Here is a 25,278-nt window from a genome sequence, read left to right as displayed (position 1 = left end):
TACTGGAGTGAGCGATCCTCTGGGAACCGCGGTTCGCCGCCTCTCCACTCATACTTCATTCCTTCGACGCGGAGACCCGTCTCCGCGTCACGGTTCGTTCGTCGTCGTCGAGCCGAAGGCTCGTCCGTCGATTCGACGTTTTCGACCGATTACACGGGGGACGCACGAACGGTTCATCGCACTGTGCGCGACGGGATCACGACGACTGGAAACCGTGGTTGGTAGGTTTCGGATTCGGACGGATCGCTTCGCGGATACGCTTCGCTCTCGATGCGTCCGGAACCGTTAGGGATCTCAATATTGATTGTCCCACCAGTAAGTTTATGTTATTTCTGTTTGAAGACAATACGTTAATGACCGTCCCGACGACACGCGAGGGCGAAGTGACGGTTCGGGTCGCTTCGACCGGATCGCCGTCGGTTCGGGACGGGGACACGGATCGACCCGTCGTCTCGGTCCTGTTCGAGACGGGCCTCGAGGAGTGGAGACGCGCGTGGAGCGATCGGATCGGGGGGCCTCCACGTCGTGAGGCCGTCGTCGTCGCGAGCGACCTCTCCCGTGGTGCGGTCGCGACGACGACCACGCAGGTCCTTCCCGAACGGCGTCTCGCGTATACAGTTCTCGGAGCGGACGCCGGTGTCGACCGGATCCTCGAAACGGTTTCCGGCACGCTTCCCGAATTCGAGGGCTCCGAGCCGCGAGTGCTGCTCGACGATCTCGCGTCGTTCGCGGTCACACGCGGAGCTACCGAGACCGTCGACACGGTCGAGCGGATCGCGACCGAGGCCGCTGTAGTCGACGGGTCCGTCACGATCGGCTGGTCGCTCTCGGCGGCGTCGGGGTCGGCGTTGCCGGCGATCCTCGACCGCGTCGATACGATCGAGGGTGTCGATCCGGAGTCGATGGCGGCGATCGCCCGGCTTAAACGCGAGGACCCGACCACGTTCGGGTACACGAGGCGGTATTGGGTCGAAGCACAACGCGGTATCGAGTCGTGTTCTCGGAACTATCCACAATCGAAGCAGGTACACGCCACCCTCTCACGTCCCGAGACGACGCCGCGAACGCTCGGGGCGACGCTCTCGGGGCTCGTCTCGCTGGGGGTGCTCGACACGTGGACGGACACGGTCGGGTCGACACGATACGACCTCACGGCGTACGATCCGACCCGGATGGCGACGGTCGGTATCGCCTTTGCAGCGATTTGTGGCGACGATCCGGATCGCGTCCTCGAGGAGTGACGCCGGGGACGGTCGCGCCCGGTCGTCGTTTCCTCCGGGGGCGGTCACGCCCGGTCGTCGTTTCCTCCGGGGGCGGTCACGCCCGGTCGTCGTTTCCTCCGGGGGCGGTCACGCCCGGTCGTCGTTTCCTCCGGGGGCGGTCACGCCCGGTCGTCGTTTCCTCCGGGGGCGGTCACGCCCGGTCGTCGTTTCCTCCGGGGGCCCTCAGACCGTGATCGACGACCGTCCCGTCGGGATCGAGCGTGACCGTTCCCAAACGCACCGTGTCTCCGGTATCGTACTCTGTTGCGATCGTCTCGAGCACCGACCGTCTGTCGAGTCGCTCCCAGACGACCGCCGCGACGAGCGACTGGAACGCCTCCGGGTCGGTCCACCCGGAGTCGATGTCGGTCGGGACGTGAACGAGAAATCGAAGCTCCTCCTCGGTGACGCGTATGCCGACCCCGAAGGTGTCCGAACACATGTCGTTCCGTTCGGTTCGGGGATTCAAACCTCCGTCGACGTCCCGAAAGCGGTAACCGGATCCGCCGGAAAGCGGTCGTGTGACTTCGAACTGGGACGCTCCGCGTGTGCCTCCGAAGGTGGGACTCGTGACCGCGGTCCTCGCGGTTAGTGTCGGGGCGATCCTCGTCAGGTGGAGTGACGCGCCGAGCTCCGTCGCCGCGTTCTATCGGGTGCTCTTTACCACGTTGCCGCTTCTTCCGGTCGCGGCGTGGCGGTACCGCGAGCAGTTCGTGCGGATCGACCGACGTGATCTCGGATTCGCGACACTGTCGGGTATCGCGTTGGCGTTACACTTCGCCTCGTGGTTCGAGAGCCTCGAATGGACGAGCGTCGCTGCGAGCGTCACGCTCGTTCAGGCACAGCCGGTGTTCGTCGCGCTCGGTGCGTGGGTCCTCCTTCGTGAGCGGGTAACCCGACGTATCGCCGTCGGGATAGCGATCGCGGTGGGGGGGATCGTGGCCATGTCACTGGGGGACTTCCTCGGCGGGGTTCTCGTCGGCCCGGCACCGCTTTACGGCAACGCGCTGGCGCTCTTCGGGGCGGTGACGGCCGCCGGCTACGTCCTCGCCGGTCGATCGTTGCGACAGCGACTCGCGCTGGTTCCGTACGTGGTCGTCGTCTACGGGGTCTGTACGGTGTCGCTGTTCGTCCTCGTGCTCGCACAGGGGCACCCGCTCTCCGGATACCCGCCCCGCGAGTGGGCGGTCTTCCTCGGTTTGGCGATCGGGCCGGGACTGCTCGGACACACGGTCGTCAACTGGGTCCTGGGGTACCTCGAATCGAGCGTCGTCTCGGTATCACTGCTCGGCGAACCCGTCGGGGCGACGATCCTCGCGTTGGTGCTCCTGGGTGAGGTCCCGACCCGGTTCACGCTCGTCGGCGGCGTGATCGTTCTCTCGGGGATCTACCTCACGATGACCGGCTCCCGGAGCTGAACCTGTGTTCGATCGTCGGCGTCAGCGAGCTCCTCCGACTCCGAAACGTCTCCGACGTGGACGTCACGCGGGTCGCTCCGTCTCGAACCGCTCCGCGGTCCGGCGGTGTCGGTCCCGAAACATCCCCTCGAAACCGACCTTCGCGAACGGTCCCGCGGTGTCGCCGAGCGCGCCGAACGGGAGCCGGTACTCGACGGTGTCGACGAGGATCGTTTCGTCCCCGTCGGCATAGAACGCGTGGGTGTGCTCCCAGGTTCGGAACGGGCCGTCGACCATGTCGTCGACGAAGTACGCGCTTCCCTCGACGGGTGTGTCCCCGTCGGGCTCGCGTTCGACGATCCGCGAGATCCACCGTTGGCGAGGGATGACGCCGAACGGTCGGATCGACATCCGGATCCGTGAGCCCGCGGTCAACACGTCGGGGTCACGCTCACCGTCCGGCCCCTCGACCGCTTCGATCCGCATGTTCATCCACTCGGGCGTCAACTCGAGGAGCCCGTCGATCGTCGAGTGGAACGCCCACACGCGGTCGATGGGAGCAGTTATCCGGGTTCTCCGGCGGTACGTCGCCATGCCGGCCGTTCGGCGTCGACGGTCAAAAGTCCCGCCCCGTCGTCTCCGGACGTCGGGACGTCCACACGTCGACGATCGGCACCACGTTCGTCGACAAAACGGGTACCGAAACCCGGATACGCTCGCGCCGCCTCCACGGATCCGATGGAACGAGGAGCGATCGACGTCGCCGACCTCCCGGGGCCCTTCGATCTCCAAGCGACCGTCGAGAGCGGACAGAGCTACCTGTGGAACCGGGCCGACGGCCGGACGTACGAAGAGCTCCACGCTCACGGCGGCGACGGATGGTACGAGACGGTCGTTTCTCCCCTCCCGGGTGTCTCCGACGAACGGGTTCCAGTACGGGTCCGGCAGGTCGGCGGCGTCCACGACGGGACGATCGAGTGGGAGGCGCCGACGGACGCGGTGCCGCTTCTCACCCACCTGCTCCGGCTCGACGACGACCTCGACGCCATACGCGCTTCGATGCCGAACCTTCCCCTCCTGGAGCGAGCGTACGACCGGTACGAGGGCATGCGTCTGGTCCGGGACCCGGCGTTCCCCTGTCTCGTCTCGTTCATCTGCTCGGCACAGATGCGCGTCGCCCGGATCCACGGGATGCAACGGAGGCTCCGGGAGAGCTACGGGGACACCGTCGAACTCGGCGGAGGGACGTATCACGCGTACCCGACGCCGGAACAACTCGCGGCTCGGAGCGAATCCGAACTCCGCGACCTCTCGCTCGGATATCGTGCGCCCTACGTCCGACGGACCGCGGAGATGGTCGTGTCCGGAGAGGCGGACCCGTGGGAAGCGGCCGATCTCTCGTACGAGGAGGCGCGGAAATCGCTGACGCGGTTCGTCGGGGTCGGCGACAAGGTGGCGGACTGCGTCGCGCTGTTCTCGCTGGGCTTTCTCGAGGCGGTTCCGCTCGACACGTGGATCCACACGACCATCGAGGAGTACTATCCCGACTGCGACCGCGGATCGTACGCCGAGACGTCCCGTGCGATCCGTGACCGATTCGGCGGGGAGTACGCCGGATACGCCCAGACGTACGTGTTCTATCACCTTCGCGCTGGCGGGGAATGACCTCGGCCGAAGCTTCATACTCGTTCGCACGGTACGTTCTCACGTGATGGACTGTCGAGTCGTCGTGGAGGCTGCCGTTCCCGTTTACGACGTGGAGACCGCCGACGAAGCGGTCCGGATCGCGATCTCGAAAACTGGCGAGATGCTGAATCCCGACCTCAACTACGTGGAGATCGACATGGGAAGCCGTACCTCCCCGACGGGAGAGGAACTCCAGCCGGCGTTCATCGTCGCCGACGAGGCGCTCGTCGCGCTCGAACTCCGGATGGACGTGTTCAACGTCGACCGCCACGAACACGCGAGGCGGATCGCTCGAAAGGAGATCGGCCAGCGGCTCCGAAAGGTTCCGCTCAAGGTCCTCTCGGTCGAAGAGATCGACGAGGAGGAGACGGAAGGGTCCTCGGGGACCGACGAGGACGACTGACAGATCCGGCTCGCTGAACGTGGTTACTCGGGACGTAACGAGCGACGGTAGGGTATTCGACGAGTTTCAGTCCGCGGTAGGGGCCAGCGGCTCCGATTCCGACTCCGCCATCGGCTCCGTGATCCCTTCGGTCAGTTTGAAAACAGCCGCTTTGTGGTCCGTCTTCGATTTGTGTATCGATGTCGGTTTGACGCCGAGTTCTTCATACGCGTCGAGGTCGAGGTCGTCGTCCCAGAACTCGCACTGTTTTCGTACCTCGGCCAAGAGGCCGTGAAGGTGGATGAGCTCCTGTTTCTTCATGAGTAACCGTCCTTTGCTACCGGAGGCTTATATTACTATCCTGAGCCTAGTTACCACACCTCCCGTCTATATAGGCCTCACGAGCCCGCACGTCACTGGAACTGCCGAACCGCCTCGAGGTCCCGTTCGGTTCGCATGAACTCCGTGAGTCGTCGAGTCGCGTGACAGTTGGAACAGCTGAAGTTCGTGCGTAGCCCGGGCAACCCTGCCGGGTTGTCCTGCCACTCCTTGGAACACTCCGGGCACACCAGCCTAACGAACGCTTCGACCATGCGAGCAGGTACACCCCGTCGGATTAAAAACGTACGTGACGCGGTGACGTTTCACACTGGTATCCCGCCGGCGGAAAACTCACGCGACGACGGAGGGTTCACCCGATGACGACGCGCCGTTTCGTCGGTCCCTACGCGGTCAGGTGGTCGCTGGCCTCGAGTAGCTCCTTGTACCGGTTGCGGATGGTGACCTCGGAGATGTCTGCGACCTCGCTCACCTGGCTCTGGGTCACCTTTCGGTTCGAGAGGAGGGCGGCGGCGTAGACGGCCGACGCGGCCAGTCCGACCGGCGACTTGCCGCTCGTGATCCCTTCCTCTTTCGCGCTTTTCAGGAGTTCCCGTGCGAGGCGTTCGACCTCCTCCGGGAGCTCGAGTCGCGAGACGAACCGGGGCACGTAGCTCTCGGGGTCGGCCGGCTGTACCTCCAACCCGAGTTCGCGGACGACGTAGCGGTACGTCCGCGTGAGCTCCATCTTGTCGACGCGCGAGACCGCTGTGAACTCGTCGAGGCTTCGCGGGTTGCCGACCTGCCGGGCAGCGGCGTACAGCGCGGCGGTCGCGACGCCCTCGATGGACCGGCCGGGAAGGAGGTTCTCGCTCAGCGCGCGGCGGTAGATGACGGAGGCGGTCTCGCGGACGTTGTCGGGGAGCCCGAGCGCCGAGGCCATCCGGTCGATCTCGCCGAGCGCCTGCTTCAGGTTGCGCTCCTTGGAGTTCCGGGTGCGGAACCGTTCGTTCCAGGTGCGGAGCCGCTGCATCTGGCGACGCTGTCGACTGGAGAGCGACTTCCCGTAGCCGTCGCGGTCCTGCCAGCCGATGTTGGTCGACAGGCCCTTGTCGTGCATCATGTTCGTCGTGGGCGCGCCCACGCGGGACTTGCTGTCCCGCTCCGCGGAGTCGAACGCGCGCCACTCCGGCCCGCGGTCGACCGAGTCCTCCTCGACGACGAGTCCACAGTCTTCACACACCGTCTCACCGTGTTCGGTGTCGGTCACGAGACGGCCCGTACACTCCGGACAGCTCGTTGTTCGGCTGTTCTCCGACGATTCGGTCTCGGCGGTTTCCTCGGCCGTTCGCTCTGACGTGCCGGCTCGATCGACCGCCTCGTCCCGCTCGTAGCTTCGAATGCGTGTCTCTGTCATGGGTGTTCTCCGATCGAACTCCCGACGAAAAATGCGACGGCCGGGTGGGCCCGATTCGTTAACTATCAGTAAGGGTTAGAAGTATATAAATATAGCGGTAATAACGCCGACTGCTGGAATCTTCGAATAGCGAAATGACGGTCGAATACGGTCGTTTACAGGTAATTAGCTCCTATCTCGTGTTCGGTCGTGTTATACGATGCCGTGAGTCCCGAAGTATATAAACAATGTAGGTGAACTCGACTCGACGGAAAGAACATCTACTGAAAGTCGCGGACCGATGCCCACGTTCCTACGGAATCGGTTTCGAAACCGGACCGGATCGGTCCTCGTGGGTGCGATACGGATCGCTGTGGGGACTTCGATATACGTTCCGCGACGAACCGTGTGCGAGAGGGGGAGGGGGACGGGTGACTCGTGACAGCGTCCTCGTCAGTCCCACGTGACCCATACGAGAAACAGCAGTCCGACCGTCTGGAGCACGTGGAGCCCCATCATGGCTCGCCAGGCGACCGAGGGGACCGCCTCGGACGCGAACCACGCCGACAGCATCGGGTCGACCAGGTAGATGTAGAGCGCGAGCGCGTTCTCTCCGAGCAGAAACCCGCCGAACATCACCAGTCCGAGGGTGTGTTTCGACCGGAACTGGAGGTAGTTCCGCCCCCACACCCAGACGAGCGCGAGGAGCAGGGCCACGTTCAGCCCCGCGGAGAACCGTGCTACATCGAACCAGAAACTCATCGTACACCTGCTATCGGGTGTGGGGGGTATAACCGCTTTCCCAAATTCGTTCCGAATTCCGCACCGGTTCCGACTCCTGGTTTCGGGCCCAGACTACCGGTTCTGACTCCCGGTTTCGGGCCCAGACTACCGGTTCCGACTCCCGGTTTCGGGCCCAGACTACCGGTTCCGACTCACCGGGAACGCGACCCGATCCGGGTGTTCGTTGAACCGGTCGAAGACCCGGTCGTACAGCTCGTTTTTTACTCGCTGCCCACGCCGTGGGTGCGTGAGGTATCGGAGGCGGAGCTCGACCCACGACTCCTCCTGTTTCAGGTTGACCGTCGGCCCGTCGTGAACCTCCAACTCGACGGGCGTCTCCGAGAGCGCGTCGCGGTAGGCGGCGATCCCCGCGCTCATCTCCTCGCCGAGGAGGTCCGTCGCCTCCTCGCGCATCACCTCGCGCGCGAACGCCAGGTCGGTCTCGTAGGCGACTTGGATCCCGATCTCGTTCCACACGTACGGCGACCCGCCCCCGCCGAAGTTGACGACGTTCGAGGAGAGCACGACGCTGTTGGGGACGGTCACGACACGGCCCGACGGCTGGTTCGTGCTGACGAGTTCGCCGTTTATCTCCCACAGCGTCGTCACGAGGAACTCCACCTCGATCACGTCCCCTTTCGCGTTGCCGATCCGGACACGGTCGCCGACGCCGTACGGTTGTTTGACGGTGATGTACACCCACGCGATGAGCGAGAGGAGCGGTTGCTGGAGCGCGAACGTGATCGCGAACCCGATGACGCCGAGCGAGAAGAGCAGTCCGAGCCAGTTGTCGGTCAACACCGCGAGCGTGCCGACGGTGCCGACGAACCCGAACGCGAGCCGCAGGAGGTTCCGCGTGTTGTACGCTCGGCGCTTGTTCGTAGAGCGCATCAACACGTCCGCGAGAAGCCGATAGGTCCCGAAGAGCAGCGCGAAGATCGCGACGACGAACGCCAGCCGCTCGACGACGAGGTTCGTCGGGTAGGTCCCGACCGCGGGCCACCCGGCGAACGGCTCGGCGGCGGCCACGAACACGCCGACGGCGGCAGTGACCACCCCGAGTAGCACGGAGCCGAGCGGGATCGATCGTCTCACGGTGGGTGGTCGGCTGGCGGCGGCAAAACCGTTGCGACCAGGACTCCCGCCCCGGATCCCGAGGGATCGCCGCCGGTCGTCCTCCCCGCCGGTCGTCCTCCCTACTCGCTGCCGGCGACCAGCGCGACCGCGCCCGCGAGGACCTCCGTCGCGGCCGCACAGTCCGCCCAGTCGGTCCACTCGCGCGGGTTGTGGGAGATCCCGTTCCGGGACGGCGAAAAGAGCAACGAGGCGTCGGTGACCCGCGCGACTCGCATCGCGTCGTGGGCGGCCCCCGAGTGGAGGTCGATCGCGGACCGACCCGCAGCGTCGGCCGACTCGTGGGCGATCTCCCGAAGGCGGTCGCTCATCGGCTCCGGCTGGACGACCGACGGGCGGGCGAACTCGGTCTCCACCCCCCGTTCGCGCTCCAGTCGGGAGAGCGACTCGCGGGCCGCCTCCGCGATCGTGTCCATCGACTCGGCTTTCACGTCGCGGACGTCCATGCGGGCCTCGACGCGACCCGGGACCACGTTCGACGCGTTCGGCGAGACCGAAAGCGCCCCGACGGTGCCCACCGCCGTCTCGGAGGACTCGGCGACGACGTCGTTGGCGGCAGCCTCGACGTCGAGGACGAGCTCGCTCGCGGCCGCGAGCGCGTCGGTCCGGTCGCCCATCGCGGTCGCGCCCGCGTGGTTCGCCTCCCCGACGATCGTCGCCTCGCAGTGGCTGATCCCCGTGATGGTCGTGACGATCCCGGCGTCGACGCCGGCCTCCTCGAGCGTCGTGTCCTGCTCGACGTGGAGCTCGTAGAAGGCGTCCCACCCGGCCGGGTCGAGCGTCTCGGTGCCCTCGCCGTGGTAGCCGATCCGCGAGAGCGCCTCTTCGACCGTCTCGCCCTCGTCGTTCTCGAACTCGAGCGCCTCCTCGAGGTCGGTCACCCCGGTCGCGACGCTCGACCCCAGGAGGCCGTTACCGTAGGTCGCGCCCTCCTCCTCGGTGAAGCTGACGACGACGACCGGCCGTTCCGGCTCGACGCCGGCGTCCTGCATGGCGCGGACGGACTCCAGGGCGGCGTAGACGCCGAGCGGGCCGTCGAAGATCCCGCCCTCGGGGACGCTGTCGAGGTGGCTCCCGCAGGCGACCGGGGCAGCGTCGGGGTCCGCCGACTCGGGGACCCACTCGCCGGCGACGTTCCCGATCGCGTCGACGGTCACGTCCATCCCGGCGTCCTCGAGTCGGTCGACGAGGTGGTCGCGCGCCTGCCGATTCGCCTCGCTGCCGGTGCGGTTCGTCCGCCCGTGCGCCTCGGGGTCGTCGAGGTCGAGCCGGCCGAACGCCGCGTTCGCCTCGATGTCCGATCTGAGCCGGTCAGTGTCGACTGGGAGTTCCATACGTCTACGGCTCCCTCCCGGGATAAAAACGGTTCGTCGTCGGTTCGTCGTCGGTTCGGTTCGTCGTCGGTTCGTCGTCGGTTCGTTTCGTCGGTTCGTTTCGTCGTCGGATCGGAGGGAAAAGCACTTACGACCGCGAGCCAACCGCGGTCGTATGCTCCCAGTCGTGTCCCTCCAAGGAGGTATCGGTGTCATCGGGATCCTCTCCCTCCTGTTCGGGCTCCTCATGTTCGTGGCCCACGTCGCGATGATCGTCTGGACGTACAGCGACGCGCAAAAACGGAGCGAACACCCGGCCCTCCTCTGGGCGCTCGTGGTCTTCTTCGCGCCGCTCCTCGGCATCGTGCTCTACCTGATCCTCGGCCGGGACGGCGGCTACTGACCCGCCCGACTCGGGTAGCCCGGAGGGACTTCCCCGGCGCGTGCCTCCCCGCGCACGGTCGGACGCTCGGAGCCCACGCGAGGGGGGTCGAGGGGACCCGTCGACGGCCAGCCGACGTTCGTCCCCGCGATCGATAACTCCGGCGAGGCCAGGAGGCGACGGCCGGGACGCCCTCGAAACTCGGAGACCTGGTGTCCGCGCAGCCCTGGACCTCACCCTCCCCAGCCTCGCACCGCCCGCGCCGCCGGAACCGCTCGGCGGCGCGGCCGAGTGCTCCCTCGCGCGCGTTCCTCGCGCGCGCCGACGTCGGGGAACCCGGGAGACGACGAGCCGTCACCCGGCGTCAGGGCTACCGCACGTGGAACTCGCCGAGTTCGCGGAGCCGTCCGGCGAGGTCGTCGCTCAGCGCGTCGCGCTCGACGCGCCACTCCCAGTTGCCGTCGACCGTCCCGGGTTCGTTGAACCGCGCGTCGCTGTCGAGCCCGAGCAGGTCCTGGACCGTCGTCATCGCGAGGATCGCCTCCGAACTCCACACCTCCTCGATGATCGCCCACTCGATCGGGCGGTCGCCGCCGTAGCCGAGGTTGTAGTGGAGCGCGTCGCGCTGCTCGGGCGCGAGGTCCTCGTAGTAGCCGACCCACGTGTCGGTGTCGTGCGTGGAGGTGTAGCCGACGACGCGCTCGGGGTAGTGCATCGGCTGGTACGGGTTGCCCGCCTCGATCCAGTTCGCGTACTGTGGCACCCGCATCCCGGGAAAGCCGAACTCGGCCATCAGGTCGTCCATCCGCGCGTCCTCGAACCCCAGGTCCTCCGCGATGAACGGGGCCTCGCCGAACTCGCGTTCGACCGCCTCGAACAGCGCCCGCCCCGGGCCGTCGTGCCACTCGCCCTCAGCCGGGTCGTCGGCGTCAGCGGGGATCGCCCAGTAGCGCACGAACCCGAGGAAGTGGTCGAGCCGGGCGACGTCCGCCAGGTCGAACAGTCGACGGAACCGGTCCATCCACCAGCCGAAGTCGTCCTCGGCGAGCCGATCCCAGTCGTACACCGGGTTCCCCCAGCGCTGCCCGTCGTCGCCGGGGTTCGGCGGCACCCCGGCCACCGCGGCCGGTCGGTTCCCCTCGTCGAGCCGGAAGGCTGCGGGGTTCGCCCACACGTCCGCGGAGTCGAGCGCCACGTAGATCGGCACGTCGCCGACGACCTCGACGCCCGCCTCGGCGGCGACCTCGCGCAGTGCCGCCCACTGCCGGTCGAACGTCCACTGGAGGAATTCGTGGTACTTCACCGCCTCGGCGTGTTCCTCCCGTGCCGTCGCGAGTGCGTCCGGGTCGCGCGTGCGGAGCGGTTCCGGCCACTCCACCCAGGTGTCCTCCGGTCTGTCGGCCGAGAGCGCGCGGAACAGCGCGTACTCCTCGACCCACGGCTCCCGGTCGCGGAAGTCGTCGAACGCCTCCGTCGACGCCGACCCGCTTCCGGACCCCGCGGGTCCCGCGTCCCTCTCCGCCTCGAACCGCTCGAACGCGGTCTTCAGAAGCGGGAGCTTGTACTCCCGGACCGCCCCGTAATCGACGCGGTCGGTCGGGAACTCGGGCACAGGCTCGAGGTCGGCCGGCTCGAGCCAGCCGTCCTCGACGAGGCCGTTCAGGTCGATCAGGAGGGGATTGCCGGCGAACGCCGAGGGCGACTGGTACGGCGACTCGCCCGCAGCGCCGATGGTCGGCCCGAGCGGACACACCTGCCAGTAGTCGACGCCCGCGTCCCCGAGAAACGAGAGGAACGCCGCTGCGCCGTCGCCGAGGTCGCCGATCCCGTGTGGCCCCGGAAGCGACGTGACGTGACAGAACACTCCGTCGGAGCGATCGAATCGCATGGCTACGCCTGCGACGGCCACCGACTCAAGCGTTGCGTCCGCGGGCGGGGCCGAACGGCGCCGTCGCCGGCGGCCTCCGTTCCCGGCGGGCGGGGCCGGTCACTCCTCGGATCGCCGCCAGACCACGGCGTCGGCGGTTTCGAGTGTCACCGGGTTCGAGCCGTCGACGACGGCGTCGCTTGCTTCGGTCCCCGTGCTCGGTGAGGCCAGCGCCACCGACCACCCGTCGGAACCCGTCCGGTTGCCCGCCTCCGCGAGGAGTCCCTCGACGGTCACGTCGACCGGAACGCCCTCGACGTTACACGCCACGAGCAACGTCTCCGAGCCGTCCGGCGACCGCCGGACCGCGTAGTAGAGCACGCTCCCGTTCGTCGGATGGCGGTACCCGAACGCTTCGCCGGTACCGGGATCGATGTCCGACCGGAGCCAGGGGCGGTCCTGACGGAACTCGCGGACCGACCGGTCGAACGCGGTCCGCGCGTCGTCCTGGTCGTCCGCCCAGCGGTCGAGAACGGCGTAGTCGCTCACGTCCGCGCTCCACGCGAAAGAGAACGCCTGGAGGTCCTCGGCGGTGAGGTCGCCCCCATGGGCTCCGTCGGCGGCCGTCCCCGTCTCCAGCGGCGTCCCCTGGACCGACAGTAACTCCGCGATCAGGTCGACGTCGTAGTCGGTCGCGTCCACCAGGGCAGCGAGCGTCGTCACGAACCCCTTCAGCTCCGCTTTCGTCCCGAACCCGAGCGCCTTGAGTCGGGCGAACGCGTCGCTCCCTTCGAACCCGCCCTCCGGGACGTGCCAGTCGATCCACGGGGCCTCCTCGGCGACGACCTTGACGTTCCACGTGGGGTCGGTGTCGCGGACGAAGCCCCACGGCGCGCGGTAGTTGGCGTGGAGGAAGTCCATGGGGACGCCCGGCATCGCGACGTGGAACCAGACGAGCACGGCGGGGCTGTCGTAGGCCTCGCGGATCGTCTCCGGCGGCGAGTCCGCCAGGTACGGGTTGATCAGCGCCCCGCTCCAGTCGTCGCTCACCTCGACCTGTGAGCCCCGCCGCAGGGTGTCGTGGTTGGCGACGCCCGTGATCCACTGGCTTCCCGATTCGCCGACCTCGCGCATCCGCCACCACTTCGTCACCCAGAAGGTGAGAAGCGCGGGCTTGTTGTGCGCGAAAGTCACTGGCGACCACTGGAACGCGTGGGGATGATCGTCGATCAGCGTCCGGTACGTCGAGGCCAGCTCCCAGTCCTCGCGGGGCCACGGCCGGCCGTCCTCGTAGATCATCCACGGTCGGTACTTCGACCCCGCTACCTCCTGGACGACCCGGTCCATCTCCGCGAGGAACGCGTCGTCGTGGACGTTCTCCCCCGTTTCGGGGTCGTGATACGTGAAGTCCTGTGCGCCGTCGACGCGGATCCCGTCCGCGCCGAAGTCCATCTTTCGACGCTGTAACTCCAGGAGGATCGCCCGAACCACCGGGTGACGGTAGTTCAAGTGGAGCCCGTACATCCCCGGTCCCTCGAAGAACGGGTCGGGGAGGAGTTCGGCGCCGGCGTCGTCGGCGTGGCCGAGCGCGACGTCGAAGACGACCCTGATCGGGTCCGGCATCGCGTGACAGGCAGCGATGAACTCGACGAGTTCGTCCGGCCGACCCGTCTCCAGTATCGCCGGGTTCGCCGCCGAGAACGCGCTCACGACCACGTCGTACCCCCAGTTGGTCTGGTCGGGGCGTTCGACCCCGACGGTCACCCGTTCCGTGTCGCGCTCGCGGTCGAACGCGTCGGCGGGGGAGCCGTGGGTGGCGCTCGATCCCCCACCGCCCGTCCCGCTCCCGTCGCCCGCCTCGCTCTCGCCGGGCCGCCAGTACCACTGTCGCCCGTACGCTTGCGTGAGGGGCTCGACCGGCATGAGCTGGATCGCGTCGTACCCGGCGTAGTTCCGCTCTGCGGGATCGAGCGGCTCGTCCGACCGGAGCTTGCGCCCGACCTCCCGGAACCGTTCGGCGAGCGCCCGGAGCGACCCCTCCTCGGTCGAGGTCCCGGGGTGTATCTCCAGCATGCTCGTCGCGGGGTCGACGCGGGCCACCCCGTCGTCGACCGTCGTCGGCAGTGCTTCCCCGGCGGTTCCGAGCGACCGGAAGTGGTCGCGGTCCGGGCGCGTGGCGTCGAGCAGGTCCCAGTCGTACACCTCGGCGGGCGCGAACGCGCCGAACGGGACCGAGTACGCGAGGGGATCGCGGACCACTTCCCACTCCCCCTGCGTTTCGTACGTCAGCTGGTAGAGCGTGCCGACCTGCTCCGCGGTCCCGACGCGGACGTTCTCGACGGCGACCCAGTGGTACTCCTCGTCGCGTTCGACCGGAACCCGATCGACCCGGAACTCCACGTCCCGGAGGGTGTCCCGCCCGGGATCGATTCGATCCTCGTCCGGTTCGCCCTCGTCCGGTTCGCCCCCGTCCGGTTCGCCCCCGTCCGGTTCGCCCCCGTCTCCACCTTCCACGGCGGTGAAAAGCTCCAGCTGTACGTTCTCGACGGGAACGCCCGCCTCGACGAGGTCGGGCGTCCAGAACCCGAACTCGACCCCCTCCGGCGGCTCCTTCGCCGGGTCGGCGTCGTCGCTTCGGATCGGGTGGGCACCGAGCCGTCGGGCGATCGACCGGGCAGCATCGAACTCGCCTTCGGCGTTCTCGCGGTCCGCCTCCGCCCGCGAACGGAGGGCCTCGGTCCGGGCCGGGATCCGCGTCGGGCGTGGCCGGTTCGGCTGTGAGGCGTCCGGCGCGTGGTCGTCCGGAAATGAGTTACCTGGCACGGTCACACCACCGTGGGCACGACGGCTACCTCGTCGACGCGGATCCGCTCGGTTCCGTCGTCGTCGGTCACCACGCACGGGTCGCCGGTGACGACGTTCAGCCGTCCGTGATCGACGTCGACGTCGACGAGCGCCTCGCCGGGTGCGAAGTTGAGGACGACGACGAGCGCCTCCGACCCGCTCCCGCGGCGGAACGCGACCACGTCGTCGGGGTGGACGTCGTCGCCGGCTGCGGGGATCGGCCGTTCGCCCGGACCGCCGCCGGCGACGTGGTAGTCCACCCGAGCGACGTCGCCCGCGGGTCCGAGCGCCGGGTGGGCGTCGCGGGCGGCCGACAGCTGTGTGTAGCGTTCCCGGACCTCCTCGCGGGCGTGGTCCCAGGCGATCGGGTCGCGCCGGCCGCGCTGGCCGATCTCCTGGCCGGCGTACACCATCGGCACGCCCGGGAGGGTGAACGTCGCCGCGGCGGCCGCCGCTGCGGCGTCGTCGCCGCACTCCACCCGGTAGCGGGTCTCGTCGTGGTTCTCGATGTACTGGAGGAAGCCGGCGTGGTCGGGGAACCCGACCACAGCGCGCTTCTCGACCGCGTCGAGCACCGAGTCGGCCGGGGCGGCCCCCCGACCGACCTGTCGGAGCTGGAAGTACAGCGTCGCGTCGAAGTGGACGTCGAACATCCCCTCGTGGAACCGGGGGACGTACGGGATCGTCTCGTCGAGTAGCAGGAACTCGGGGTCGGCCGCCTTCACGCGGTCGCGGATCTCCCGCCAGAACGAGTCCGGAACCGCCCACGCCATGTCACACCGGAAGCCGTCGACGAGCGGCGCCCACTCGTCGACCACGTCGAGGAGGTACCGCCGGACCGACAGGGTCGCGTGGTTCAGGTTCGCGATCCGCTCCCAGTCGAAGTACGTTCCCGGTTCGCCGGACTCCTGCCACTCGTAGCGGTCGCGGTACGGCGACTCCGGGTTCCGATAGGCGTCCCGGAACCACGGGTGATCGCGGGCGGTGTGGTTCAACACCAGGTCGAAGAGCACCCGCATGCCGTTGTCGTGGGCGGTCTCGACGAGCCGATCGTAGTCCTCGCGGTCGCCGAGGTCGGTTGCGATCGAGAAGAAGTCCGTGACGTTGTATCCGTGTGGCTTCCCGTCGTTCTCGAGGACGGGCGTGAGCCACAGCGTGTCGACGCCGAGGTCGGCCACCTCGGGGATCCGGTCGGCTATCGCGGCGAGCGTCTCTCCCTCGTCGGCGTCGGCGAACGTCCTGACGTACACCTCGTAGACGCTCGCGTCGGCGGTCCACGCGGGCGGCTGGTTCGGCCGTGTCGTCTCGAAGGTCTCGCCCGCCCCCGGGTCGCCGAAGGGGTCGGTACCGCCGGGGGTGTCGACATCGCCCACAGCGTCGACCCGGTCGATCGAGACGGCGTCGGCGACGCTGACGCGGGTGTCCTCGCCGGGCTCGCGGGCCACGGCGACCGCGTGGACGCGGAGCCGGTCGGGCACCGATCCGGTCGGGAGCCGGAGCGTCGCCCCCGTCTCCCCTTCGGTCACGGTCGCCGCGTCGCGCGGGTTCGTCCGCCCCGCCGCGACCGCCGCGGCGACGTCGCGGTCGTCGATCACGAACCGCACGGCGAGGTCGTCGGCTGTGAGCGTGGAGGCCGGGTTCGGCGTCGCGACCGCGCGCACGACGGCCGTTGCCGTCGGCTTCTGGCTTTCCTCCTCCGTTTCCTCCACCCCCACGACCTCGGCGTCGAGCCGGATCCGTGGCGGTCCGCCGTCGTCCGCGAGCCGGCCGGCCGCGTAGTCGACCCCCGCCCGGTCCGGGTCGCGGTCGCGGACCGCCTCGCCGCTACCGCCGGCGACGTCCACTCCCTCGTAGGCCGCAGCGAACGCCAGTACGGTCAGGCGGTGGTCCCCGTCGGGGGCGTCGAGGCCGAGCCGATACCGCCCCGGCACGTCCGGGGTGAACTCGATCACTGGGTCGTCTCCGACGGTCGAGTCGCTCGCCGGCGGCGCGTCAGCGATCCGCCACTCGTAGCTCCCGGTCGGGTCGGGATCCCGGGGCGCGAGCTGTACCGTCTCGCCGGTCGAGACGAACCGTGGGGGTCCGGGGTGATGCATGTTCGCCCATCGACGCCCGGGGTCTTCGGTGTTGCTCTCGACGCCAAACTGCCCCGTCACCTTCGGCGTCGAGAGCGCCCCCGGGGGAGGTCGGCAGCTTCGCCCGGTCCGTCAAGGCTTTTGCCCCCGCGGCCGGCAGGACTCGCATGCGACTGCGAACCGCGATCACGGAACACAAACGTCGCCAGAGCGAACGCTACTCGACGGAGCGGCCGACGACCGTCGGGGCGTTCACCGGCGACGGCGGTCGGCTGGTCCACGTCGGGCCGGACGGCGACGCTCACGACTGTTCGTACGCGCTCTCCGGCGTGGGTGGGACCGACCGGATCCGGATCGGGATCGCCGGCGGCGGCGGGATCCGATGGCTCGCGGACCTCGAGACCACGCGACAGCACTACGACGGCGACACCCCGCTCGTCGAGACGGAGTACGACGCCGGCCGGTACACGGTCCACCAGTTCGACCTCGTCGTCGGGGACGCCCACCTCACGCACGTCGTCCTCCGGGGGTCGCCGCCGACGAACGCCGACCTCGTCGCGAGTTGCGCGTTCGCGCCCGACATGGTCGAGGGACGCGTCGGTAACCTCGTCCACGAGGGGGCGGGCCCCGCGGGTGGGGACGTGATCGAGGTGTTCCATCGCCGGGAACACGACTTCCTCACCGCCTCCACCGGCCTCTCGGCGGCTCACGGACAGCGCCAGGAGACGATCCCCCAACTGCTCGGCGAGGCCGGCGGACGAACTCCCCACCGCGGCGAGATCGACGAGCGGGAGGACACAAGCCTCACGCCCGACGTCGTCGTTCGAGCCCCGTTCGAGCGCGAGGGGCGGACGGAGCGCGTCACCCTCGTCAGCCGTCCGGTCCTCGACGGGAACGGAGCGGGGTCGGGCGGGAACGGCGACGGGGCACGGCTCGCGGAGGACGCCGACCGCGCCGACCGGCTCGAGACGGTCTCGCGGATCGCGACCGACCACGCGGACACCGACAGCGTCCGCGAGGCGGCCGACGCGCGCGCACCGACGGTCCCCGACTCGGTGCCCCGCGGCTCCACGGTCGCGAGCGACCTCCGCGCGCTCGACCTCCTCGAGTCCGCGTCCGGCGGCCGGATCGCGGGCCCCGAGTTCGACCACTTCTATACGACCTCCGGCGGCTACGGCTACACGTGGTTCAGAGACGAGGCGGAAGCGTCGAGCGCCCTGCTCGGCGCGAGCGAGGAGCTCGGGTTGGACGCCCGCGAGCGATTGCTCGCCTCGGCGGCGTTCCTCTGTCGCACGCAGGACGCCGACGGGAGCTGGCCCCACCGCGTCTGGGCCGACTCCGGGAAGGTCGCGCCGGGGTGGGCGAACGCCAGGATCGAGTCGGACGACGCAGACGCGCCGAACGACCAGCTCGACCAGCCGGCGTCGGTCGTCGCGTTCCTCGCGGAGCTTCGACGGACGACGGACGTCCCGGAGCCGCTCCGTGGCCGGATCGACGAGACGATCGTCGACGCGGTCGCGTTCCTCCGGGGGACGACCCTCGAGGACGGGCTCCCCCGCCGGTGTCAGAACTGCTGGGAGAACGCGATAGGGCGGTTCACGCACACGGGTGCGGCGTACCTCCGCGCGTTCTCGGCCGTGGCACGATCCCCGCTCGACGACGACCTGCGGGCGCGGGCCGTCACCGCCGCCGACGACGCGGTCGTCGGTCTCCAGGGCCGGTGGATCCCCGAACTCGAGCGGTTCCCGCAGCGCGCCAGCAACGGCGACGGCGACGAGCGCGCCGACGCCAGCACCTTCGCGCTCGCGGACGCGCTCGCCGAGTACGACGCGCTCGCGGGGGAGCGACCGACCACGGTCGACGCCGACTCCCCGCTCGATCCGCTCCCGGCCGTGGTCGACCTCGACGCGTTCGTCTCGCAGGTGTCGACGCACGTCCGGACCTCGATCGACGCGCTGGGTCGGGAGACGGCACACGTCGAGGGGCTCGTCCGGTTCGTCGGCGACGACTGGCGGACCGCCGAACAGGGGGCCGCGAAGGTGTGGTCGATCGCGACGCTCTGGGGGGCGGTCGCCGCCGGGACCGTCGGCGGGATCCTCCAGTCGCGGGAGGAGGACCCGGGACCGCTCTTCTCTACAGCCCGTCGGCTGTACTCGCTGTGTGAGTCCGACGGCCCCTTCGCGAACGAGTCCGGACTGCTCGCGGAGCAGGTCTTCGACGACGGCGACCTCGACAGCGCGACCCCGATCGCGTGGGCGCACGCGCTCCGGCTGAACGCGACCGCGACGCTCGCGCGCTACGGGACGTTGCCGGTGCCGCACGATCGCCCGAGTGGCACCGAGGCACCACGGTGGACGACGGGTCGGAAGTTCGGCGTCGGCACGCCCGCCGACCACGGCGAGGACGACCCGGTTCCCGTCTGGTTCACGCTGACCGAGGGGGCGATGACGGAGGCGCGGTTCCCCCGGATCGACGTGATGAACCTCCGGACGTTCGACTTCCTCGTCGCCGACCCGGAGACGGGCCACACGGTCCGAACCTTCGACGAGACGGGCCACGTGACGACGGCGGAGACGATCACGCGGACCACGGAGCCGAGCGCCGGCGACGCGCTCGCGTACAGACAGACGATCCGCGAGTCCGGCGACGGGCACGGACACAGTTGGACGCTGTCCGTGGAGTACGCCGTCGACACCGAGGGGAACGCGATACTCGCGGACGTCGAGTTCGAGGGTGCCCGCGCGTACGACGTGTACGCGCTCGCGGACACCGCACTCGCGAACGTCGGCACCAACGATCGCGGGACCCGCGTCGGCGACGGCCCGTACCACCTGCTCGCACACGGCGACCACGGGAACCGTCCGCCGGGCAAGCTGGTCGACGACGACGGCGACCCTTTCGACGTCGCGGCCGCGCTCACCACCACCGGCGGGTTCGAGTGGGCCGGCGCGCTCTCGGCGGAGGACGCCGCGCTCGACTCGCTGTTCGGACACGGCGAACGCGACGAGGCGAACGTGGAGGCGGACGGCAACCTCGTGCTCGCGGGCCTCGTCGGTAGCGGGACGACCCTCTCGGAGACGGTCGCGCTCGGGTTCGCCGAGCGGGGCGACACCGCCACGGCGCTCGGCGAGGCGGAGGGTGCGCTCGCACGCGGCTTCGAGGCGGTCGAGTCGGCGTACGTCGACACGTGGCGCGAGTGGCTCGCCGGGCGGGAGTACCCGGCCGTCGTGACGGGAGACCCCGACCTCGAGACGCAGTACCGGTTCGCGCTCATGACGCTCGCGGCGGTCGAGGACAAGCGTCACGACGGGGCGGGGATCGCCAGCCCCTCGGTCCCGTGGGGCGAGACGGAGTACGCCGAGGAGGACCGCGGCTACGGCTACAACTTCGTCTGGTCGCGCGACCTCTATCAGGTGTTCACCGCGCTGGTCGAGGTCGGCGAGGTCGAGCGCGGCGCGGACGCGCTCGCCTATCTCTACAACACCCAACAGGACGGGTCGGGATTCCTCCCGCAGAACACCTACATCGACGGGCGGACCCGGTGGGGCGGCGAGCAGATGGACAACATCGCGTTCCCGTCGGTGATGGCGTGGCAGCTGTACGAACACGGGGTGACGCTCGCCGACGCCGACTACGACTACGAGCAGGTCCGCCGGTCGGTCGCGTACGTCGCGCGGAACGGTCCGCAGACCGCCCAGGAGCGCTGGGAGGAGGAGGCGGGCTACTCGCCGTCGAGCATCGCCGCCGAGATCGCGGGGCTGACGTGTGCGGCTGCGCTCGCGCTCGCCGAGGCCGACCGGATCGAGGGGTCCGACGGGGTGACCGGCTCGACGCCGGGGGAACTCCGTGCGGACGCGCTCGCGTGGCTCGCGCTCGCGGACGACTGGGCCGACCGCGTCGAGGAGTGGTGTGCGACCGACACCGGCACCGACCGCCACGAGGAGACGCCCTACTACCTGCGGATCACCGCCGACGGGGACCCGAACGCCGGCCGTCCGCGGACGATCGCCAACGACGGGCCGACGTACGACGAGCGCGAGATCGTCGACGGCGGCTTCCTCGAGCTCGTCCGCCTCGGCGTGAAGCCCGCCGACGACCCGGTCGTCCGCAACTCCGTCGCGGTCGTCGACGACTCGATCCGGGTCGACACCCCGCATGGCCCCGCCTGGTACCGGTACATCGGCGACGCCTACGGCGAACTCGGCTACGGTGACCCCGGCGGGCCCTGGGCGGGCACCGGCGACGGGAAGGGGCGGCTCTGGCCGATATTCACGGGCGAGCGCGGCGAGTACGAGCTCCGCGCGCGTGCCGACGGTCCCGACGCCTTCGGCGGCACCGCCGAGGACGCGCTCGAGCCGGCCTCCCTGCTCGAGACGATGGCCGGGTTCGGCAACGACGGCCGGATGCTCCCCGAGCAGGTGTGGGACCGCGAGCACCCGACCGAGTACGGCTGGGAGTTCGGCGAGGGAACCGGGGGGGCGACGCCGCTCGCCTGGTCGATGGCGGGGTTCATCCGGCTGGCCCACGGCGTCGACGCCGGCGAGCCGGTCGAGACGCCGACGGTCGTCCGCGACCGTTTCGTCGAGCGCGACCTCCCCGCCGGCCCGGAGCTGACCGCGACCGCCGAGCTCGACGACGACGGCGTGGTCGTCTCCGGCGAGACGACAGGCGCGCGCGTGGCGGTCTTCACCGCCGACGGCTCCGCGATCGCCGTCCCCGAGGACGGCGAGTTCGGGATCAGACTCGCGGACGACGACGCCAGAACGGTCGTGGTCGCGGCCGCCACCGGCGACGACTTCGAGGCTGCGGGTACGGCCGTCGAGCGGATCCGGCTGTAATCAGCCCACACCGAACGGTTATCATCGACTCCCCGTCTAGGTGGTGGCAACGATGGACATCCCCCAATTCGAACTCGAGCGGTGGCTGGACGAGTACGAGCCGGACGCGGACCTGATGCTCGCCGAGAGCGGCGTGCGAAGCCTCCCGGCCGACCGGTTCGACCTCGACGTGGGCGAGCTCGGCTACGTCATCCCCACGGACGGGAAACCCGAGTTCAGAGCGGAGATCGCCGAGCGCTACGGCCGTGACGCGGAGGAGGTCGTCCTCACCTGCGGTACGCAGGAGGCGGACTACCTCACGTTCATGTCGCTTCTGGACGAGGGGGACCACAGCGTCGTCGTCTCGCCGACGTATCAGTCGCTCGCGAGCGTGCCCGAGTCGATCGGGGAGGTGACCCGGGTCCGAACGGAGCCGCCGGCGTGGGACCTCTCGGTCGACGCCGTCGCGGAGGCGATGCGTCCCGACACCCGACTCGTCGTCCTCACGAACCCGAGCAACCCGACCGGGAAGTACCTCGGGCCGGAGACGATGCGGGCGCTGTACGACCTCGTCGCGGACAACGGCGCCTACCTGCTCGTCGACGAGGTGTACCGGATGCTCGCAGACGACCCGCACCCGCCGGCGGCGGCGCTCGGGCCGAAGGCGATCTCCGCCGCGGGCGTCTCGAAGTCCTACGGGCTCGCGGGTGCGCGTCTCGGATGGGTCGTCGCCGACCCGGAGACCGCGGACGCGGTGCGGAAGTGGAAGGACTACACGACCATCTCGCCGCCGCTCGTCGGGGCCCACATCGCCCGGCAGGCGATGGGCGACCAGGAGGCCGACATCCTCGAGGCGAACCGCGCGCACGCGACGGCGAACCGGGAGCGCGTCGCCGACTTCGTCGATCGCCACGACCTCGAGTGGTTCGAGCCGACGGGCGTGAACGGCTTCGTGACCGTCCCAGACGGGTTCGAGAGCGGCAAGGAGTTCTGTCGGACCCTCTTCGAGGCCGAGAGCGTCGTCCTCGCGCCCGGGGAGGTCTTCGACTATCCCGACCGGTTCCGGATCGGCTTCGGCCTCCACACCGAGGAACTCGAGGAGGGCCTCGAGCGGATCGCCCGCCACATCGAGAACCGTCGCTGAACCCGCCGTATCGGAACCGTCGCCGACGCTCCGCTGACGGCTCCCGCCGGTCACCCGAGCGCGACCACGTCGACCTCGTGGGTCCGCCCCCCGTCGGCGTCGCCCTCGCCCCCGCGCTCCCCGTCCACCGGTACCTCGACGGTCCCGCCGACCGCCTCGCGGACCGCCTCCCGCCACGAGCGGACGGCTTCGGCGTGTCGCTCCCGGCGGGTCTCCACGTCGGCGTCCGGGTACGCTGCGGCGGTCTCGTCGACTTCGGGGTACGGCGGCGGGTCCGCGACGAGGTCGGCCGGGTCGAGGTGGATCGGCCGGTCGGACCCGTCGGTGTCGCCCCCGGCGGACGGAGGGCCCGCCCGCGTCCGCGCCGTCTCGTCCTCGCCGACCGTGTGGATCCGCGCGCGCATCCGGCCGGAGTACGGCGGCGTCACCCGCAGGACGGCCCGCCGGTCGGTCCGCAGCGTCGCCTCGAGGGCGTTCGCGACGTCCTCGCGGTGGACCGCTATCGACCGGATCCGCGTCGGGTCGGCCTCCTCGCCGGAACGTTCGGGATCAGTCATCGTCGGACCGGTCGTCCCCCGGCGTCCAGCGCGCGTCCGACAGGGTCCGCTGGACGGCCGCCTCGCCGACCGCGCTCGCGAGGTGTTCGAACCCGCCGCGGACCGCCCGGTCGGTCGCGTTGGCGACGAGTCGCGAGACGATGAACTCCGGCGTCGACCTGCCGATCGTGCCGAACCGCGGCTGGTAGTCGACGCGCAGTTCGAGGTCGTTCGTGAGCCCCTCCGCGAAGATCCCGTCGATCCGGGCCGTCTCGGGCAGCGGGCTGAGGTCGTCAGCGAGGTGGGTGACGTACACACCGAGCGCGCCCCTGTCGACGGTGAGGTCGACGAGCCCGTTGAGGAGGTCGGCGGCGCGTCCGGGCTCCGTGATCGCCTCGAACTCGTCGACGAGCATCAGCGTCCGACCCTCCTCGACCAGCGGGGGAACGACCGACCGTAGCGTCGACTCGAGCACCCCAGCGTTGAAGGAGGCGTGTCGGCGGTGGAAGACGATCCGGTCGAACGTCCCGACCTCCGCCTCCTCGGCGGGGACCGGGAGGCCCATCGACGCCAGGAGCGTCACCGCACACAGCGTCTCCAGTAGCGTCGTCTTCCCCCCGGAGTTCGCGCCCGTGAGCACGCTCACCCGGTCGCCCGACGGCGGCGACTCGGCGTTCGACACGCCCGCCCCGTCCGACAGCGAGTGGTCCCCGATCGCGTACGACACCGGCTGGACGGGGTCGGAGACGAAGGGGCTCCGGGCGTTCCGGACCGCGAGGCCGTCCTCGACGAGCTGTGGGCGGACCATGTCGTACTCGGCTGCGAACCGGCCGAGCGAGAGGTCGACGGCGACGTCGGAGACCACCTCGACCGCGCGCTCGACGTCGCCGCCCGCGTCCCCGACCCGCTCGCGGAGGTCGGCCGCGACCGCCGCCTCCCGATCGTCGACCGCGGCCGACAGCTCGTCGACGAGCCCGCGGAGGGTGGCGGAGACGAAGTCCGCCGCGTCGAGCGCGTCGTCGGGGGCGGCAGCCCGAACGGTCGCCCGGTCGACCCCCGTCTCCGTCGCGACGTGGTCGACCGTCGCGGCCTCCAACGCCTCGAAGTCTCGGAGGGAGCCGTCGCGAACCGTCTCGAGCACGTCGAACGCCGAGTCCGCGAGCGCCTCGGCGGCCGAGAGTCGCTCGCGGAGCCGGTCGAGTTCGTCGTCCGCGCCGGGGGCCACCTCGACGTCGTCGCCGTCGAGCGAGCCGCGCACGTCCCCGAGCGCGTCCGCGGCGGCGCGGAGCGCGTCGTCGTCGAGGTCGGCGAGCGCGTCGAAGGTCTCGCCGGTCAGCCCGGCCTCGCGCAGCGTGATCGCGGTCTCGACGGCCGCCCGGTCGGTGCCGCCCGCCTCGTCGTAGACGGCGAACGCCTCGCGGACGCGGTCGCGGGCCGCGTCGTCGAGACCGGCCCAGGCGTCGCGGGCGGCGACGACCCCGTCGAGCCGGGACTCGACGGTCTCCCGGTCGAGCGAGGGCGTGAGGACGCGGATCCGGTCGGCAGCGTGTTCGGTGAGGGCGTAACCCGCGGCGAGCGTGAGGAGGTCGTCGTACACGTCGCGCGTGTCGCCGGTCGCCAGCACCTCCATCCCGGCCTCCCCGTTCGCACGACGCAGGATCCGCGTGGCGCGCCCGCGGTGGAGCCCGGCGTCGACGAGCGCGCGGACGTCGGCCGACTCGATCGCCTCGACGGCCCGGTCGGTCCCGAGCTCCGCGGTCAACAGCTCGCTCGTCTTCGGACCGATCCCCCAGTAGTCCTCGAGTCGCATGGGTGGACGTCTCGGCGCGGGCGCTTGGTGTTTTCGTCCGTCACCTCGTTTTCATCCGTCACCTCGTTTTCGTCCTCGGGTCACCTCCCTTCAGGGTACCTCCCTCCCGGCCGACGTGACCGCGACCGAACC

The 25,278-nt window shown here is 69.7% G+C and carries 20 protein-coding genes; 7 read left to right on the top strand and 13 right to left on the bottom strand.

Features of this window, described 5'->3' with window-relative positions; all coding sequences use genetic code 11:
• Positions 1 to 353 precede the first annotated feature (353 nt).
• Positions 354 to 1,241 carry a hypothetical protein gene (locus tag DQW50_RS07035; RefSeq protein ID WP_241964368.1) on the top strand — a complete coding sequence of 296 codons (888 nt, stop codon included), beginning with the start codon at positions 354 to 356 and terminating at the stop codon, positions 1,239 to 1,241.
• Positions 1,242 to 1,413: 172 nt separating this feature from the next.
• On the opposite strand, the gene DQW50_RS07030 is transcribed toward DQW50_RS07035, so the two are convergent.
• On the bottom strand, positions 1,414 to 1,704 hold the full coding sequence (locus DQW50_RS07030) for a hypothetical protein (RefSeq protein WP_112078579.1): 291 nt from the start codon (positions 1,702 to 1,704) through the stop codon (positions 1,414 to 1,416).
• A gap of 106 nt (positions 1,705 to 1,810) precedes the next feature.
• Here DQW50_RS07030 and DQW50_RS07025 point away from each other — a divergent pair, with 106 nt between their 5' ends.
• Positions 1,811 to 2,680, top strand: a complete 870-nt coding sequence (locus DQW50_RS07025; protein ID WP_394338575.1) for a DMT family transporter — start codon at positions 1,811 to 1,813, stop codon at positions 2,678 to 2,680.
• A gap of 63 nt (positions 2,681 to 2,743) precedes the next feature.
• Here the strand turns inward: DQW50_RS07025 and DQW50_RS07020 are convergent, their stop codons facing one another.
• A complete protein-coding gene (locus DQW50_RS07020) occupies positions 2,744 to 3,253 on the bottom strand; it encodes an SRPBCC family protein (RefSeq protein WP_112078577.1) in 510 nt (169 codons plus the stop codon).
• Between the two features lie 144 nt (positions 3,254 to 3,397).
• On the opposite strand from DQW50_RS07020, the gene DQW50_RS07015 reads away from it, so the two are divergent.
• On the top strand, positions 3,398 to 4,324 hold the full coding sequence (locus DQW50_RS07015; protein ID WP_112078576.1) for a DNA-3-methyladenine glycosylase: 927 nt from the start codon (positions 3,398 to 3,400) through the stop codon (positions 4,322 to 4,324).
• Positions 4,325 to 4,370: 46 nt separating this feature from the next.
• Positions 4,371 to 4,748: a DUF555 domain-containing protein gene (locus DQW50_RS07010; RefSeq protein WP_112078575.1), complete on the top strand. Its 378-nt coding sequence runs from the start codon at positions 4,371 to 4,373 to the stop codon at positions 4,746 to 4,748.
• Between the two features lie 66 nt (positions 4,749 to 4,814).
• On the opposite strand, the gene DQW50_RS07005 is transcribed toward DQW50_RS07010, so the two are convergent.
• The 6 genes from DQW50_RS07005 to DQW50_RS06980 form a co-directional block, all read right to left on the bottom strand.
• The gene (locus tag DQW50_RS07005) at positions 4,815 to 5,048 is read right to left on the bottom strand and encodes a UPF0058 family protein (RefSeq protein ID WP_112078574.1); all 234 of its coding nucleotides are present in this window, start codon (positions 5,046 to 5,048) and stop codon (positions 4,815 to 4,817) included.
• Between the two features lie 92 nt (positions 5,049 to 5,140).
• A complete protein-coding gene (locus DQW50_RS07000) occupies positions 5,141 to 5,320 on the bottom strand; it encodes a hypothetical protein (protein WP_112078573.1) in 180 nt (59 codons plus the stop codon).
• Between the two features lie 131 nt (positions 5,321 to 5,451).
• Positions 5,452 to 6,462: a transcription initiation factor IIB family protein gene (locus tag DQW50_RS06995; protein ID WP_112078572.1), complete on the bottom strand. Its 1,011-nt coding sequence runs from the start codon at positions 6,460 to 6,462 to the stop codon at positions 5,452 to 5,454.
• 432 nt (positions 6,463 to 6,894) lie between these two features.
• Positions 6,895 to 7,203 (bottom strand): hypothetical protein, encoded by a 309-nt coding sequence (locus tag DQW50_RS06990; RefSeq protein WP_112078571.1) that lies wholly within the window; start codon positions 7,201 to 7,203, stop codon positions 6,895 to 6,897.
• A 159-nt stretch (positions 7,204 to 7,362) separates the two neighbouring features.
• Positions 7,363 to 8,292: a mechanosensitive ion channel family protein gene (locus tag DQW50_RS06985; protein ID WP_394338576.1), complete on the bottom strand. Its 930-nt coding sequence runs from the start codon at positions 8,290 to 8,292 to the stop codon at positions 7,363 to 7,365.
• A 128-nt stretch (positions 8,293 to 8,420) separates the two neighbouring features.
• The gene (locus DQW50_RS06980) at positions 8,421 to 9,692 is read right to left on the bottom strand and encodes a M20 family metallo-hydrolase (protein ID WP_112078569.1); all 1,272 of its coding nucleotides are present in this window, start codon (positions 9,690 to 9,692) and stop codon (positions 8,421 to 8,423) included.
• A 154-nt stretch (positions 9,693 to 9,846) separates the two neighbouring features.
• Between DQW50_RS06980 and DQW50_RS06975 the strand changes: the two genes are divergently transcribed.
• On the top strand, positions 9,847 to 10,074 hold the full coding sequence (locus tag DQW50_RS06975) for a PLDc N-terminal domain-containing protein (protein WP_112078568.1): 228 nt from the start codon (positions 9,847 to 9,849) through the stop codon (positions 10,072 to 10,074).
• Positions 10,075 to 10,423: 349 nt separating this feature from the next.
• On the opposite strand, the gene malQ is transcribed toward DQW50_RS06975, so the two are convergent.
• The 3 genes from malQ to malA form a co-directional block, all read right to left on the bottom strand.
• Positions 10,424 to 11,941 carry a 4-alpha-glucanotransferase gene (gene malQ, locus DQW50_RS06970; protein WP_112078567.1) on the bottom strand — a complete coding sequence of 506 codons (1,518 nt, stop codon included), beginning with the start codon at positions 11,939 to 11,941 and terminating at the stop codon, positions 10,424 to 10,426.
• A 99-nt stretch (positions 11,942 to 12,040) separates the two neighbouring features.
• Complete coding sequence (gghA, locus tag DQW50_RS06965) at positions 12,041 to 14,743, bottom strand: glucosylglycerol hydrolase (protein WP_112078587.1); 2,703 nt, start codon at positions 14,741 to 14,743, stop codon at positions 12,041 to 12,043.
• A 2-nt stretch (positions 14,744 to 14,745) separates the two neighbouring features.
• Positions 14,746 to 16,860 (bottom strand): alpha-amylase MalA, encoded by a 2,115-nt coding sequence (gene malA / locus DQW50_RS06960; RefSeq protein ID WP_112078566.1) that lies wholly within the window; start codon positions 16,858 to 16,860, stop codon positions 14,746 to 14,748.
• A 146-nt stretch (positions 16,861 to 17,006) separates the two neighbouring features.
• Here malA and DQW50_RS06955 point away from each other — a divergent pair, with 146 nt between their 5' ends.
• On the top strand, positions 17,007 to 21,677 hold the full coding sequence (locus DQW50_RS06955) for a glycoside hydrolase family 15 protein (RefSeq protein WP_112078565.1): 4,671 nt from the start codon (positions 17,007 to 17,009) through the stop codon (positions 21,675 to 21,677).
• Between the two features lie 52 nt (positions 21,678 to 21,729).
• Positions 21,730 to 22,800 carry an aminotransferase class I/II-fold pyridoxal phosphate-dependent enzyme gene (locus DQW50_RS06950; protein ID WP_112078564.1) on the top strand — a complete coding sequence of 357 codons (1,071 nt, stop codon included), beginning with the start codon at positions 21,730 to 21,732 and terminating at the stop codon, positions 22,798 to 22,800.
• Between the two features lie 50 nt (positions 22,801 to 22,850).
• Here DQW50_RS06950 and DQW50_RS06945 read toward each other — a convergent pair whose 3' ends face one another.
• Positions 22,851 to 23,357 carry a hypothetical protein gene (locus DQW50_RS06945; RefSeq protein WP_112078563.1) on the bottom strand — a complete coding sequence of 169 codons (507 nt, stop codon included), beginning with the start codon at positions 23,355 to 23,357 and terminating at the stop codon, positions 22,851 to 22,853.
• Positions 23,350 to 25,146, bottom strand: a complete 1,797-nt coding sequence (locus tag DQW50_RS06940) for a DNA mismatch repair protein (protein ID WP_112078562.1) — start codon at positions 25,144 to 25,146, stop codon at positions 23,350 to 23,352. The genes DQW50_RS06945 and DQW50_RS06940 overlap by 8 nt, the downstream gene beginning before the upstream one ends.
• Positions 25,147 to 25,278 lie beyond the last annotated feature (132 nt).

Origin of the sequence: Halorubrum sp. 48-1-W, assembly GCF_003287355.1 — an archaeon.
Classification (GTDB): domain Archaea; phylum Halobacteriota; class Halobacteria; order Halobacteriales; family Haloferacaceae; genus Halorubrum.
The sequence above is the reverse complement of the archived record's forward strand: the minus strand, read 5'-3'. Positions and strand labels throughout refer to the sequence as shown.